A 13,992-nucleotide genomic window follows, 5' to 3' on the forward strand; every position below is an offset into this window, starting at 1 on the left:
CAAATTTTCCGGGTATCGCGCGCCTGATCGCGCGAATATGGCATTGCGGAAATCTTTCGACTTGTTATGCAGGCCAACCTCTGGGGAACAGCCATGGCCTGCAAATTCGGATTCGTGATTGCAATCATTGCGACGGCACTTGCCGTGCCTGCCGCGCATGCACAGAGTGCGCCTGAGCCTTTCGGCGTCTGGCAGACCCAGGCCGGCGATGCCCGCGTCAAGATCAGCAAATGCGGTGGCGGCATCTGCGGCGTAGTGGTGAGCCTGCGCGACCCGATTGATCCGATGACCGGCAAGCCGCAGGTCGACAACAAGAATCCCAATCCGTCGCTGGCCAACCGGCCGATCGTCGGGCTGCCGCTGTTCTCCGGCATGCAGCCGGTTGCCGCGGGCAAATGGTCGGGCCAGATCTACAATGCCGACGATGGCGGTACCTATGCGAGCAGCATCTCGGTCACCGGCGAGAGCACGCTGCGGGTCGAAGGCTGCGTCGGCGCGCTCTGCGGCGGCGAGACCTGGACGCGCATCGGGCGGTAAGCGCGAGGCGGGATTTTTCCTTCACCTCCCCCGCAAGCGGGAGAGAAGCAGAGTCCCGATGTTGCAACAAGTCACACCGCGCGCGTCTTCAGCACGTTGGCGGCGGAGGCGTAGCCGCCGCGGGCGCCGTCGATGAAGTGGACGTGGTCGGCGCGCATGACCGACGGCGTGAAACAGGTCATCATCGCGGCATCCTGCTCGTGCAAGCCATAGCGCACGATACCTTGCGCGGCTGCGGCGACCAGGCGCTGCTCGAGCTCGGCGGCGAGCTCCGGCGTGCAATCCAGGATCATGCGCAGGCCGTCGTCGAACTTGCGGAAGTCGGAATTCTCGACCAGCTGCCGCACATAGTTTTTCGGCACGAACTTGCCGACCGGAATATTGAACCGCATCAGCGTGTAGGCCCACAGCGTGAACGCGAGCACCGTGGCACGGCGTAGCGCGAGCGAGCCGCCGCGTCGCGCGCGCGCTTCGTACTCCATCCCCTGCGGCGGCCAACGCAGCGGCGGACCGTTTGCAGGCACCGGCCGTCCAGCCTCCGGGCTCTGCTCGACCAGGACGACAATATCCTCGATCACCTTGCGGAAGGCCAAGGGATCGGCGTTCTTCGCCGGCAACACGAGCACCGAGAGAATCACGCCGCGCGCCGATGGCATCACCTCGAAGCGGCAGGACAGGCCGGACAGATCGGGCTGCGTGCCCTCAGGCGCCGGATCGACCGCGAACTCGCCGCGCTTCATCGCCGCATCGGCGTAAGCCAGGCCGCCACCGGAGAACATCGCATAGGACAGATTGGGCGACGGGCCGAAGCGCGCGACGCGGACGTCGGCACCCGCGGCGCGGATCGCCGCGATCGGCACCAGCGCCACCCGGAGCACGAGGTCGAGGTCGTCGCGCACCCAGCGCGCGGTCGCCGCCAGCGCCTCGCGCGCGCGGTCGAGATCGGCAGGCGCGACCGCGAAGCTCGCGCCGTCGCCGCCGAACACGAAGGGGAATTCGCGGCCATCCAGCGCATTGGTTACGGAGGCGACCACCGCGGCGCCGGCCATGTTGACCGCCTTGTAGCGCTGCGCCGCGATCGCCTTGGTGGACTCCACGATATCGGCGACGCCGACCGTCCAGTCGTCGGGCAGCGGCGCATACAGCGCCGGTTCCATCAGGCGCGCGAAGCCGCGAAACACCGGAATGCCGCCGTAGAAGATCTCGCTGCCGCCAGCCATCGCAACGCCGTGTTGTTTCTGCCTGTGCAAGACTCTCTAGCAGATGCGGCGCGCGTTGGGACGGGGTTTTGAAACTCTTGCCCGAATGGCGCCCGTCATCCTGAAGAGCCGCGAAGTGGCGTCTCAGGGTGACGGACATAGAGGGCTCACGCCGCCTCGCCCGCTCGTCGCCACGGCGGAAACGGATCGCGCAGTTTTGCCCAGGCCTGCGGGTCCATGCCCGGTCGGCCGGTGATCAGGCAGGCATCGAGACGGCGGCGGATGTCGTCCTCGTTCATGCCGGAGCCGATGAACACCAGCTCCTGCCGACGATCGCCGTAGAGATCGTTCCAGCTCCGCTGCATCATCAGTCGCCAATCCGGATGATCCGGCCAGCGCTCGCGCGGGATCGCGGCCCACCACGAGCCAAGGCCTTCGGTCCGTACGATCGCACCGGCCTGGCTCATCTCCGCGCACCAGTCCGGGCGCGTCGCGATCCAGAAATGGCCCTTGGCGCGGATCACGCCTTGCCAGCTCTCGCGCAGGAAGCCGTGAAACCGTACCGGATCGAACGGACGGCGCGCGCGATAGACGAAGCTCGTGATGCCGTATTCCTCAGTCTCCGGCACATGCTCGGCAAAGCCGTAGAGCTCCTTGTGCCAGAGCGGATGCTGCTGCGCGCGTTCATGGACGAAGCGGCCGGTGTCGAGCACGCGGTCGAACGGGATCTTGGCAAAATTCGCCTCGACGAGGTCGGCGTCGGGATTGAGTGCGCGCACGATGGTCGTCGCGGCCGCGCGCTCGGCCGGGGTCGCAGCATCGACCTTGTTGAGCACGACGACGTCGGCGAATTCGATCTGCTCGACCAGCAGATCGACCAAGGTGCGCTTGTCGCCGTCGAGCGCCTCGCCGCGCTGGCTGAGAAAATCGGTGGAGGCATAATCCTTCAGCAGATTGGCGGCGTCGACGACCGTGACCATAGTGTCGAGGCGTGCGACATCGGAGAGGCTGTTGCCGTTCTCGTCGCGAAACTCGAAGGTCGCGGCAACCGGCAACGGCTCGGAAATGCCGGTGGATTCGATCAGCAGATAATCGAACCGGCCGCTCTCGGCGAGCGCGCGCACCTCCTTCAGCAGATCGTCGCGCAGGGTGCAGCAGATGCAGCCATTGCTCATCTCGACCAGCTTTTCGTCAGTCTGGGACAGGTTCGCACCGCCATCGCGGACGAGGTCGGCGTCGATGTTCACCTCGCTCATGTCGTTCACAATCACCGCCACCTTCAGGCCGCCGCGGTTGTTCAGGACATGGTTCAGCAAAGTGGTCTTTCCAGCCCCGAGGAAGCCGGACAAGATGGTGACGGGGAGTTTTTGCATCGAGATCAAACAGTTGCTGGAGGGATAGACGGCGGCGGGACATGGGCTTGTAGATCTATGTTATGTTATAACATAACATAAACTGGCCGCGAGCTGTCAAGCGTCCAATTGACGCCCGGTCCAGCTTTGCCATTGTACGAATGCATGCCCGGATGGAGCGTAGCGCAATCCGGAGCCGCACTATCCAAGGATGGAGCCGCCCCGGATTGCGCTGCGCTTCATCCGGGCTACGAGGGCCTACTTCCCCAATCCCCGCAGCACGAGCTGGTTCAGGCGGCTCGCGAATGCGGCGGGGTCGTCGGGCATCTCGCCGTCGAGGATCTGCGCCTGCTCGAACAGCAACAGCGACAGGTCCTTCGCCTGCGCGGTGTCGGTCGCGAGCGCGGCGACCAGCGGGTGGCGCAGGTTGATCTCGAGGATCGGCTTGGTGATCTCGCCGCGATTCTGCTGGGCGAGCAAACGCTCCAGCGCGCGATCACGCGCATCGCCGCCGGCGACAAGGCACGATGCGCTCGCGGTCAGCCGCTGCGAGGCGCGGACATCGGAGACGCGCTCGCCGAGCGCATCCTTGATGACAGCGATCGTGGTTGCGGCATCGGCGGCGGGCTCGTCCTTCTTGTCGTCCTTGTCGTCGGCGAGCGGGATCAGGCCGAAATCGACATCGCCCTGGCTCAGCGACTTCAGCGGCTTGCCGCCGAATTCGAGCGGCGTCGAGGTCCAGAACGCATCGACGGGATCGGTGAGCAGCAGCACCTCGATGCCGCGGGCGCGCGCCGATTCCAGCTTCGGGTTCGACTTCAGCCGCTCGACGCTGTCGCCGACCAGGTAATATATCTCGGTCTGGTTCGGCTTGAAGTCGTCGACAATTTGCTTCAGCGAGCGCTTCTCGCCCGATGTCGTAGTGAAGCGCGCAAGCGCCAGAAGCTTCTCGCGGCGCTCGAAATCTTCCCACAGGCCTTCCTTGATGACCGGGCCGAACGCGTCCCAGATTTTGGTGAAGGCCTCCGGCTCCTTGTCGCCGAGTTGCTCCAGCTCGCCAATTACCCGGCTGGTGACCGCCTTGCGGATCTGCGCGAGCTGCGGATTGTTCTGCAGCATCTCGCGCGAGATGTTGAGCGGCAGGTCCTCGCTGTCGATCACGCCGCGAATGAAGCGCAGGTACGCGGGCAGCAGCTCGGCGTCGTCGGCGATGAAGACGCGGCGGACATAGAGCTTCACCTTGCCCTTGCGCTCGACCTGGAACAGGTCGAACGGCTTCTGCGACGGCGCGAACAGCAGCACGGCATAGGACTGCCGGCCCTCGGCGCGGTAATGCAGCGTCATCGCCGGCTCGTCGAACGCGCCCGCGATCTGCTTGTAGGCCTGCGTATAGTCTTCCGGCTTGAGCTCGGATTTCGCGCGCTGCCACAACGCGCTCGCCGAGTTGATCTGGCGTGGCTCGCCCTCCTCCGGCACCAAGAGGATCGGAAACTGGATGTTGTCGGAATACTCGCGAACGATGCGCTCGATCTCGTAAGCCTCGAGATACTTGGCGGCATCCTTCTTCAGGTGCAGCACGATCTCGGTGCCGCGCGCGACCCGCTTGGCGGCCTCCTCGCTGGCCGGGGCGATCTCGAAGCCGCTGCCGCCTTCCGACGACCATACCCAGACCTCGTCCGAGCCGGCACGGCGGCTGGTAACGACGATCTTATCGGCTACCATGAACGCGGCATAGAAGCCGACGCCGAACTGGCCGATCAGATTGGCGCCGTCCTTGGCCTCGGTCAGCTTCGACAGGAACGATTTGGTGCCGGAACGCGCGATGGTGCCGAGATTGTCGATCAGCTCCTGACGCTCCATGCCGATGCCGGTGTCAACCACGGACAGCGTGTCGGCCGCCTTGTTCGGGACGATCCTGATCTCCGGCGGCGCGCCGTCGGTGATCAGGCCAGGATTGGCGATCGCTTCATAGCGCAACTTGTCGCAAGCATCGGATGCGTTCGAGATCAGTTCGCGCAGGAAGATGTCGGTCTCGGAATAGACCGAATGCACCATCAGGTGCAGCAATTCGGCAACCTCGGCCTGGAATGGCTGGGATTCGGCGGCGGCAGTTGTGGTCATGCAGAAACTCGGACAACAGGAAAGTGGCGGGAAAGCCCTGATATAGCGCGATAGCGCCGCCTGGCAAGACGAGCGGGGGCGGAACCGTCAGTCCGAGATCGCCGCGAGATAGCGCTCGACCGAGCGGTCGAACGCCGCCTTGGCATCGGAAGCAATGTTCTTGCCCCACCAGGCGCCGTAGATCCGGTCAAAGGCCAGCGGCGCGACCGCGCGCGCGATGCGGCGAACTGCGGAAGCGTTGAGCGGGATGTAATTCGGGTAGGAGTACATGAAGCTGACCGAGCGGCGATCCATCGCGACCATCGCGATGTCGCCGGTTAGGAGCGCGCCGCGCCCGTCGGCGCCCCGGCGCCAATGCAACATGGTGGCGCCGGCGAAATGGCCGCCGCCGCGCAGCAAGAGTATGTCTTCGGAGATGCGGTGGCTGTCGCCTTGCCACGGCACGATCGACGGATAGGGCCGCGTCACCCATTGCGCGTCGTCGCCGTGCAGATAGACCGGCGCATCGTCGAACGCCAAGCCCCAGTCGGCAACCGCGCCATAATAATGCGGATGCGAGATCGCGATCGCCTTTAGCCCGCCGAGCGACCTGACATGCGCGATCGCCTCTGGCGTGGCGAGCGGCACGCAGTCCCACATCACGCAGCCGCCGCGGTCCGGCACCAGCAGCGCACGCTGGCCGATCGCGAAGGACGGCTCGAGCGCCAGCCCAACGAGGCCGAGATCGTCGCGCCAGACGAGCCGATGCCGTTCGGCGAGTTTCTCGCGCGTCAGCCATTCCTGGCCTTTCCAGTTCACGTATTGGCGCTCGTCCTCGCAGATCCGGCAGGACGATGGCGGCGCCGCCGTTTCAGGAAATTGCGCGCCGCATTGTTCGCAAGTCCAGAGGGGCATTGAGACCACACGCGTTGGGATGAAGCTGGTCCCCTGATCTACGTCAGTAGCGCAACGCGTTCAATGCCGGCGGCCCAGTTCCATCTGCAGCTCGGCCGGCGCTGCACCGAACTTGCGGCGAAAGGCGTGGTGGAAATAGGACAGGTCGTTGAAGCCGGCCGTATAGGCGATGTCGCTGACGTTGCGGCCCGCGCCCTGCGTGTGCAGCAGCAGCCGGCGCCAGCAGCAGGCGCTGATGCGAACCGAGGTGGACGCAGACAACCCGCGCAAGACTGCGATCTGCGCGCACCGCGCCGGTTCGACGACCTTCGCGGCACCGCCATCAGGCGCTGGCTGCTCGCGATCCTCAAAACCGTCTGCCAGGAAAAACTCGGCGACCGCATAGCGGCGGACGATGCCAGCATCAAGGACAAGTCCGGGCGGCGCGCCACGCCAGCAATCCGGCAACTCGTCGGTGAGCTGGCCGCGCCGCCCGGCGAGGCCATCGCGCTACGCGAAATGATCGATCTCTCCTGTGGGGAGATCGCCGAGATCATTGGCGTTCCCGTCACCACCGTGATGTCGCCGATCGCGGAGCCTCGCGGCCTGCTGCTCGCGGCGCGGCGAACAGCGCAAGCGGCGGCGGAGCCACCGGCGACAAGGCTCACGGGCGGTGCGTCAAAGCTGACGGTTTACCGCCCCTGGCGGCGATCGCATGAATGGTCTTGACCGCCGAAGTGCCGAGATCGTTCCCGAGATACATGGCGCTTATTATCGCTCGATCACGGCCGCGCGAACGCCTGTTGAACCGCGGCAGACTCCGTGACGCCGTTGGCGATCAGGAGCGCAAGCAACACGCGCGCCTTCTGCGGGTTTAGATCGAGCGAGACCGCAAAGCCGAGCTTGTCGTCCTCGACCTCGACGTTCCGGTTGACATAGCCCGAGCCGACGCGGGTCGAACGCACCACCACAACGCCCTGCTTCGCCGCGGCCGCCAGCGCATCGATCGCGCCCTTCGATGAATTGCCGTCACCGACGCCGGCCAGCACGATGCCCTTGGCACCGCGCTTGACCGCATCCTCGACCTCCGCGGCATCCATGTTGGCGTGCGAGTAGATGATGTCGACCCGCGGCAAGGGCGGCGCATCCGGCAACTTCAGCTTGGCCCCCTTGACGGCTGCGGCCGGCTGCAGGAAACGCAGCGCGCCGGTGTCGACATAGCCGACCGGGCCGGCATCAGGCGAACGGAAGGTCTCGACGCTGGTGGTATTGGTCTTCTGCACCCAGCGTGCGGCATGGATGGTGTCGTTGAGCACCACGAGCACGCCACGGCCGCGAGATTCCGGCGCGGACGCAACCCGCATCGCTTCGTAGAGATTGGCCGGACCATCGGCGCCGATTGCGGTCGAAGGCCGCATCGATCCGACCAGCACGACCGGCATGTCGGTGTCGAGCACGTTTTGCAGGAAGAACGCGGTCTCCTCCATCGTGTCGGTGCCATGGGTGATAACGATGCCGTCGACCTCCTTGTTGTCAACAGCGGTACGGATGCGCTTGACGAGGTCGAACCAGACCTTGTCGTTCATGTCCTGCGAGCCGATCGACGAGATCTGCTCAGCCGAGATCTGGGCGAGTCCGTCGATGCCCGGGATGGCCGCGATCAGGTTGGCCGCGCTGACCTTGCCCGAGTCATAGGCATTGCCGGCGCGCGCATTGGCCTGGCCCGCGATGGTGCCGCCGGTGCCGAGCACGAGCACGCGGGCCAGCGAGGTCCCGGCCGGCGACTGTTGTGCAACGGCCGGCGACGCAAGCCCGATCACAAGGGCTGTGGCAAGGCCGACGATGGTGCGTGCGGAACGAGCCGATCGAAGCGAGTGCAGCGCCATTTCTTCCCCCAGCGATAGATTCTGTGGTACAACTCTTGGTTTTGTCGCGCAAGAAATGGACAAACTTGCGGCGACGCGCGGCCCGAACGATTTGATCCAAATTCAGCGCTGTTTGACCTGCTGTTGAGACGATCGTTTCCCAGAAAACCAATACACAACCGTCGAAATCCTGTTCTAGTATGACGCGGTGGACGCCCCGCGACCTGAGACGCGGGCATAGGGGATGGGGACCGAACCGATGGACGTCAAGGCTGTTCTGCCGCCGCGTGGTCGCGACTATCGCCTCGACCTGCTGCGCGGCTTCGCCAACTGGGCGATCTATCTCGATCACATCCCGAACAACGCGGTGAACTGGATCACACAGAAGAATTTCGGCTTCAGCGACGCGGCCGATCTGTTCGTCTTCATCTCCGGCTACACTGCCTCCTTTGTCTATGCGCGGATGATGCTCGAACGCGGCACCGTGATCGGCGCCACCCGCTTGATCAAGCGGGCCTGGCAGATCTACGTCGCGCATGTCCTGCTGTTCGTGATCTACATCGCCGAGATCGGCTATCTCGCGCAGCGCTATCACGACCCCAATCTCGAGAACGAATTCAACGTCGCGGGCTTCATGCAGAACCCGGCGGAGACGCTCTATCAGGGGCTGATCCTGGCGTTCAAGCCGGTCAACATGGACGTGCTGCCGCTCTACATCGCGCTGATGCTGGTCTATCCGGTGGTGCTGTGGGCGATGCTGCGGAAGCTCAATCTGACGCTCGCCGCCTCGTTCCTGCTCTATCTCGCCGCACGCCACTTCGGCTGGAATCTGCCGGCCTATCCGTCCGGCTCATGGTACTTCAACCCGTTCTGCTGGCAGTTCCTGTTCGTGTTCGGCGGCTGGTTCGCGCTCGGCGGCGCCAGTGAATCGATCGCCTTCATCCGCTCGCGCGCCTTCCTCTGGCTCGGCGGCGCCTATCTATTGTTTGCACTGGTCATGACGCTGGCGGGCCGCTTCCCCGAACTCGGTCAGGCGATGCCGGCCTGGCTCTATGATGCCTTCAATCCCAACGACAAGACCAACCTCGCGCCGTATCGCGTGCTGCACTTCGTGGTCCTCGCCTTCTTCGTCACGCGCTTCCTGCCGCGCGAATGGCCCGGATATGAATGGCCGCTGTTCCAGCCGATTATCAAATGCGGCCAGCAGTCGCTCGAGGTGTTCTGCTCGGGTGTCTTCCTTGCCGTGATCGCGCATGTCGTGCTGGTTGAGGTCTCCGGCAGCCTCTGGATGCAGATCGTGGTCAGCGTGATCGGCATCGTGCTGATGACCGTGCTCGCCTACTACCGATCGTGGTCGAAGAAGGTCGACAAGGCGCCGAAGCCACTCGTGGCTGCGCAGGCGCCAGCGGCCGCGAAGCCGGCGGCGTAGGCGCGTCATCGATGTCGCGAGCCTTCTATCACGATCATCCCGAAATCCTGCAGCTCGAAGCCGAGGTGCGCGACGCCAGGCCAGGCGCCGTCCTTGTCGAGCGCTCGCCGTTCTTTCCCGGAGGAGGCGGGCAGCTTCCGGACCGGGGTGTCCTGAGATGGTCCGGCGGCGTGCTGCCCATCAGCGGACTTGAGCGCGACGAGCGCGGCCTGTGGCATCTGTTTGCCGGCGAAGCCCTACCCTCCGGCAACGTGACGCTCGAGGTCGAGCCGGCATTTCGCGCCCTGATGTGCGAGCTGCACACGCTCGCCCATGTCGTCAATGCACTCGTCTACACGCAGTTCGGCGGCGCTCTTCTCACCGGCGCCCAGCTCAACGCCGACGCCACGTTCCGCGTCGATTTCGATCTGCCGGGAGCCGACAATGACGCGCTGCGGGCGCTCGAGGCGCCGCTGAACGAGGTCATTCGGCGGGATCTTCCGGTGAGCAGCATCTTCATGCCACACGACGAAGCGCAGGCTGTGCCCGGCCTGTTCCGCAGCAAGGCCGTCGCGCCGCCGGCCGGGGACGATGGACTCGTTCGCATCGTCGAAATCCTCGACCTTGATCGCCAGGCTTGCGGCGGGACGCATCTGGCGTCGACAGGGCGCGCCCGACCCGCACGCATCGTCAAGATCGACAACAAGGGCCGCCAGAACCGCCGGATCAAGGTTGCGATCTGACCGGCTCTCGCTTGCCGCCTGCGCTTGCTATTTCGCGAGCGGCTTGCCGGCCGTCTCCGGCGCGAGGGCGATCAACGGCAGACCGATTACATAGATCAGCGACAGCATCGAAATCGCCAGCGGGAAACTTCCGGTGCGGGCAGCGAGCGCGCCGATCAAGGTCGGGCCGGCGGCGCCGAGCACGCGGCCCATGCTGAAGGCGAAACCGGAGCCCGAGCCACGTAGCGCGGATGGAAACATCTCCGGCAGCCAGATCGTGAACAGGCCGAACACGCCATTGGTGAAGAAGCCCAGCACCGGCAGCAAAGCCATGAACAGCACCAGACTGTCGAGCCATTCGATGGCTACCTCATAGCAAACCACGACGGAAATCAGGCCGCCGATGAAGAACAGCACCGCGGTACGGCGCCGGCTACCGAGCCAGCCGGTGATCCATGGCACAAGAAGGCAGCCGATCAGCGTGCCGACATTGGTGATCAAGCCTGCGACCGCCCCCACCTCCTGCGCATGCGCCGGCGTTGCGCCGGCTGCGGCCAGCTTGGTCGAAATCACGGTGGGCGCCCAGAAGTTCGACGACCACAGGCCGAAGATGATACAGGCCATCATCAGCGCAGCGGCCCAGGTGGTGCGCGCCTGATCCCCCGCAAACAAGGCCGCGACCGACGGCTGCTTGCGCGACGCGCTGTGCTCGGGTTCGGGGATGTTGCTGCGCAGATACGCAATCAGCAGCGCCGGCAGGATGCCGAGCAGGAACATGCCGCGCCAGCCGAGCGTACTGCCGATCGCGAGCGTGGCGGCGGCGGCGAGGAACAGTCCGGTCGGCGTGGCCGTGTGCAGCCATCCAGCGAGCCGCACCCGGGTGTTCTCGGGCACGGATTCCTGCAGCAGCGGCGTGCCCGCCGCCCACTCGCCGCCGATGCCGAAGCCGGCGACGAAGCGAAACAATGCGAACATCACGATACCCGTCGCGAGCCCGCACAGCGCCGTGAACAGCGAGTAGACCAGCACCGTCCAGCACATGATCCTGACGCGCCCGTAACGATCCGCGGCCCAGCCCCAGACCATCGAGCAGGCCCAGCCCAGCATGAAGATCGAGAACAAGAGGCCGCCGTAGATGCCGATATTGGCCTTGCTCGGCTCGATGCCGCTGGCGGGCAACAGCTCGCTCAGCGCGCTGACCAGGATATAGCCGTACATCGAGGAATCGAAGCCATCGAGCATCCAGCCGAACCAGGTCGCCCAAAACACTTTTCGCGGCGACACCGCTCCAGGCGCCGCGACCGACGGGGCAACGGCATCAACGATGCTCTCAGTCATGTTTCCTCACACGTTTCTTTTGTGCTGGGGACTATGACGAGGTTTGCGCGAGGAGAGACCACCGGCAAACGGGACGGAGGTATCCGGCATGAGAATGGCGGCGCGGTTCACATCGGCCCGGATCGTCCGCATCCCGGCCGTGCCTGGGGATCATGCCGCGGTTCGCTCGACGGGGCGCGATCGGCTTGTTAAGCCGCGTCCCGCAAGGATGATTTGAGTCGGGACATGACGGTAGCGATCGAGATGGGACAGACGACGGCCGGCGCTTCGGCGGCCATCGACCTCGAGGAGCTGCTGGCCACGCGCCTCCTGGTGCAGGGCAATTCGGGTTCCGGCAAATCCCATCTGCTGCGCCGGCTGCTGGAACAGAGCGCGCCATGGGTGCAGCAGACCATCATCGATCCCGAGGGTGACTTCGTGACCCTGGCCGAGCGATTCGGCCACCTCGTCATCGACGCCGAGGACCATACCGAGCGCAGCCTGCAGGTCGCCGGCGAGCGCGTGCGCATCCACCGCGTTTCCACCGTGCTCAATCTCGAAGGGCTCGACGCCGAGAACCAGATGCGGCGCGCGGCGGCGTTCCTCGGCGGCATGTTCGAGGTCCCGCGCGACCATTGGTATCCGATGCTGGTGGTGGTGGACGAGGCGCAACTGTTCGCGCCTGCGATCGCGGGCGAAGTCTCCGACGAGGCACGCAAGCTCTCGCTCGGCGCGATGACCAATTTAATGTGCCGCGGCCGCAAGCGCGGGCTTGCCGGGATCATTGCGACCCAGCGGCTGGCGAAACTTGCCAAAAATGTCGCGGCCGAAGCGTCCAATTTCCTGATGGGCCGGACCTTCCTCGACATCGACATGGCGCGCGCCGCCGACCTGCTCGGCATGGAGCGGCGGCAGGCGGAAGCGTTCCGCGACCTGGAGCGCGGACAATTCATGGCGCTGGGGCCCGCACTCTCCCGCCGTCCGCTAGGCCTTCGCATCGGTCCGACCGACACCCAACCGCGCAACGCGGCGCCGCGACTGATGCCGCTGCCTGAAGCGGCGCTCGAAGACGCGCGCGCCATCATCCTCGCAGCCCCGCCGCCTGAAACCACGGCCAGGCCGCAGCGCCGGCCGCCGTCACCGGATCTGCTCAGCCAGCTGATGGCTGCCAAGCAGCCGGCACCGGAGGCCGATCCCGAGGCTGCGAAACCGCCACTCAGCGCCGAGCAGCTGGCCGAGCGGCGTGAGCGGCTGGATCGCATCCTGCGCGCCATCCTCGCCGAGCCCGACGCCGGCTTCCGCGCCATCGGCGTGCTCTATCAGGAGTTCGTGGTCCGCTGCCGCATCGAAGGTCTTGGCGCCGTCGTGCCGGAGCTAAGCGATTTCCGCCGCATGCTGACGCGCGCCCGCGCTGGCCTCGGCACCGAGATGGCGGAGGACGACGCGTGGCAGGACGTCTCGCTGCGCGCGGCTATCCTGCCCGAGGACATGCAGGGCGTCTTCATGATGATCGCTCGCACGGCGAAGGAAGGCTGGCCCTGCCCCAGCGACGCCGCGATCGCCCGCGCCTACGGCACGCACTCGCTGCGCCGCGCCCGGCATCTTCTGACCTACATCGAGGAGCAGGGCCTGATCGTCTGCCAGCTTGACGGGGCCGGCCGGCGGATCGTGACGCTCGTCGAACTCGCCTGGGCCACCGCCGCGGCCGACCCGAATGCGGATGATGCGCCCGCGGAAGCAGCCAACAGCTCGGCGCCGTAATCGGCGTCGGCGATGAAGCGCTCTGTCGTGCGTGGTATCCAGCAAACGTTGCACGACACGAAGAGGCTCGCCGAGAGGCGGGCCTCTTGTGTCTGCCGTTGAGGGATCGGGCTGCGGTGGGCCCGTGGCAGGCCCACGCAGTCCCTCGTCTTCAAGCCTCACGCATGCTGCGGCTGCGCGAGCTGGCTGACCTGGGTCGCCGGCGGATCGACAACCAGGGTACCGCCATGGCCGTCGCTCGAGGTCGTGAAGGTCGAGGCCATGTAGTTGCCGAGCAGCGCAATGCTCGCCGTGACGGTGCCGTCCGTCACCGTGAGCGTTCCGCCCGAGCTGGTCCCATTGAAGGTCGGCGTGTGAACGTTCGCGAAACTGATGTTCGCGAAATCGATCGCGTCCGCGCCGGTCATTCCGGCAACCGTACCGGCAAAGCTCGCGGAATTGTCGAGCTTCAGCGTCCCGGTCGCGCCCTGGAACGCAACGGTGGCACTCGACGCCCCCGGCAATTCGAGGGTGGTGCCCGCGGCGATCGTGGCATTGCCGGAGCTTTCGCCCGTCACGTTGAAGGGCTGCCAGGCTCCCCACGCAATGCCGTCATTGGCCCGGATCCAGAGTTGATCGGTGCCCGAGCCGGCCTGATAGGTGGTCTGGGAAAGTTGCGCCGCCGTGATGTCGATCTCGGTATTCGCGGCCTGCGTAGCTCCGTTGACGCTCCAATGCCCGTTGGTATTCGAATCCCACAGCGCATATTTCGTGATGGCATCGCCATCCGCGTCCGTCGCGCTGAACAGGTTCGATGCAGCAAAGGTCTGCCCCGAGACCGTCACGACGTTGGCGACC

The 13,992-nt window shown here is 65.4% G+C and carries 12 protein-coding genes and 1 pseudogene; 5 read left to right on the plus strand and 8 right to left on the minus strand.

From position 1 onward, the window contains the following. Nucleotides 1-93 precede the first annotated feature (93 nt). Nucleotides 94-537, plus strand: a complete 444-nt coding sequence (locus AKN83_RS27345; protein ID WP_050404483.1) for a DUF2147 domain-containing protein — start codon at nt 94-96, stop codon at nt 535-537. A 71-nt stretch (nt 538-608) separates the two neighbouring features. On the opposite strand, the gene AKN83_RS27350 is transcribed toward AKN83_RS27345, so the two are convergent. From AKN83_RS27350 to AKN83_RS41905, 5 genes are all read right to left on the minus strand, one after another. Further along, nucleotides 609-1,757, minus strand: coding sequence for a DUF3095 domain-containing protein (locus AKN83_RS27350; RefSeq protein WP_050404463.1), 1,149 nt, complete (start codon nt 1,755-1,757; stop codon nt 609-611). A gap of 146 nt (nt 1,758-1,903) precedes the next feature. Then, nucleotides 1,904-3,109 carry a zinc metallochaperone GTPase ZigA gene (zigA, locus tag AKN83_RS27355; RefSeq protein ID WP_050404482.1) on the minus strand — a complete coding sequence of 402 codons (1,206 nt, stop codon included), beginning with the start codon at nt 3,107-3,109 and terminating at the stop codon, nt 1,904-1,906. Nucleotides 3,110-3,346: 237 nt separating this feature from the next. Continuing rightward, nucleotides 3,347-5,209, minus strand: coding sequence for a molecular chaperone HtpG (gene htpG, locus AKN83_RS27360; RefSeq protein WP_050404462.1), 1,863 nt, complete (start codon nt 5,207-5,209; stop codon nt 3,347-3,349). An 87-nt stretch (nt 5,210-5,296) separates the two neighbouring features. Next, nucleotides 5,297-6,103: an MBL fold metallo-hydrolase gene (locus tag AKN83_RS27365; protein ID WP_050404461.1), complete on the minus strand. Its 807-nt coding sequence runs from the start codon at nt 6,101-6,103 to the stop codon at nt 5,297-5,299. A 60-nt stretch (nt 6,104-6,163) separates the two neighbouring features. Next, nucleotides 6,164-6,550, minus strand: coding sequence for a helix-turn-helix domain-containing protein (locus AKN83_RS41905; RefSeq protein ID WP_050404460.1), 387 nt, complete (start codon nt 6,548-6,550; stop codon nt 6,164-6,166). Nucleotides 6,551-6,601: 51 nt separating this feature from the next. On the opposite strand from AKN83_RS41905, the gene AKN83_RS27375 reads away from it, so the two are divergent. After that, on the plus strand, nt 6,602-6,811 hold the full coding sequence (locus tag AKN83_RS27375) for a hypothetical protein (protein ID WP_050404459.1): 210 nt from the start codon (nt 6,602-6,604) through the stop codon (nt 6,809-6,811). 53 nt (nt 6,812-6,864) lie between these two features. Here AKN83_RS27375 and AKN83_RS27380 read toward each other — a convergent pair whose 3' ends face one another. Further along, complete coding sequence (locus AKN83_RS27380; RefSeq protein ID WP_050404458.1) at nt 6,865-7,968, minus strand: asparaginase; 1,104 nt, start codon at nt 7,966-7,968, stop codon at nt 6,865-6,867. 238 nt (nt 7,969-8,206) lie between these two features. Here AKN83_RS27380 and AKN83_RS27385 point away from each other — a divergent pair, with 238 nt between their 5' ends. Both AKN83_RS27385 and AKN83_RS27390 read left to right on the plus strand, forming a co-directional pair. Further along, nucleotides 8,207-9,376 carry an OpgC domain-containing protein gene (locus AKN83_RS27385; RefSeq protein WP_050404481.1) on the plus strand — a complete coding sequence of 390 codons (1,170 nt, stop codon included), beginning with the start codon at nt 8,207-8,209 and terminating at the stop codon, nt 9,374-9,376. An 11-nt stretch (nt 9,377-9,387) separates the two neighbouring features. After that, nucleotides 9,388-10,098, plus strand: coding sequence for an alanyl-tRNA editing protein (locus tag AKN83_RS27390; RefSeq protein ID WP_050404457.1), 711 nt, complete (start codon nt 9,388-9,390; stop codon nt 10,096-10,098). 27 nt (nt 10,099-10,125) lie between these two features. On the opposite strand, the gene AKN83_RS27395 is transcribed toward AKN83_RS27390, so the two are convergent. Next, on the minus strand, nt 10,126-11,415 hold the full coding sequence (locus AKN83_RS27395) for an MFS transporter (protein ID WP_050404456.1): 1,290 nt from the start codon (nt 11,413-11,415) through the stop codon (nt 10,126-10,128). Between the two features lie 225 nt (nt 11,416-11,640). Between AKN83_RS27395 and AKN83_RS27400 the strand changes: the two genes are divergently transcribed. Continuing rightward, nucleotides 11,641-13,155, plus strand: coding sequence for an ATP-binding protein (locus tag AKN83_RS27400; RefSeq protein ID WP_050404455.1), 1,515 nt, complete (start codon nt 11,641-11,643; stop codon nt 13,153-13,155). A gap of 158 nt (nt 13,156-13,313) precedes the next feature. Here the strand turns inward: AKN83_RS27400 and AKN83_RS40720 are convergent. Beyond that, a pseudogene (locus AKN83_RS40720) lies at nt 13,314-13,992 on the minus strand (hypothetical protein); the annotation flags it as partial.

Source organism: Bradyrhizobium embrapense, from assembly GCF_001189235.2.
GTDB lineage: Bacteria > Pseudomonadota > Alphaproteobacteria > Rhizobiales > Xanthobacteraceae > Bradyrhizobium > Bradyrhizobium embrapense.

What these genes read in the sequence shown, in the direction of transcription:
- AKN83_RS27400 (WP_050404455.1), top strand. Translation starts at nt 11,641, where the DNA reads ATGACGGTAGCGATCGAGATGGGACAGACGACGGCCGGCGCTTCGGCG.
- zigA (WP_050404482.1), bottom strand. Translation starts at nt 3,109, where the DNA reads ATGCAAAAACTCCCCGTCACCATCTTGTCCGGCTTCCTCGGGGCTGGA.
- AKN83_RS27385 (WP_050404481.1), top strand. Translation starts at nt 8,207, where the DNA reads ATGGACGTCAAGGCTGTTCTGCCGCCGCGTGGTCGCGACTATCGCCTC.
- AKN83_RS27350 (WP_050404463.1), bottom strand. Translation starts at nt 1,757, where the DNA reads ATGGCTGGCGGCAGCGAGATCTTCTACGGCGGCATTCCGGTGTTTCGC.
- AKN83_RS27345 (WP_050404483.1), top strand. Translation starts at nt 94, where the DNA reads ATGGCCTGCAAATTCGGATTCGTGATTGCAATCATTGCGACGGCACTT.
- htpG (WP_050404462.1), bottom strand. Translation starts at nt 5,209, where the DNA reads ATGACCACAACTGCCGCCGCCGAATCCCAGCCATTCCAGGCCGAGGTT.
- AKN83_RS27375 (WP_050404459.1), top strand. Translation starts at nt 6,602, where the DNA reads ATGATCGATCTCTCCTGTGGGGAGATCGCCGAGATCATTGGCGTTCCC.
- AKN83_RS27390 (WP_050404457.1), top strand. Translation starts at nt 9,388, where the DNA reads ATGTCGCGAGCCTTCTATCACGATCATCCCGAAATCCTGCAGCTCGAA.
- AKN83_RS27395 (WP_050404456.1), bottom strand. Translation starts at nt 11,415, where the DNA reads ATGACTGAGAGCATCGTTGATGCCGTTGCCCCGTCGGTCGCGGCGCCT.
- AKN83_RS27380 (WP_050404458.1), bottom strand. Translation starts at nt 7,968, where the DNA reads ATGGCGCTGCACTCGCTTCGATCGGCTCGTTCCGCACGCACCATCGTC.
- AKN83_RS27365 (WP_050404461.1), bottom strand. Translation starts at nt 6,103, where the DNA reads ATGCCCCTCTGGACTTGCGAACAATGCGGCGCGCAATTTCCTGAAACG.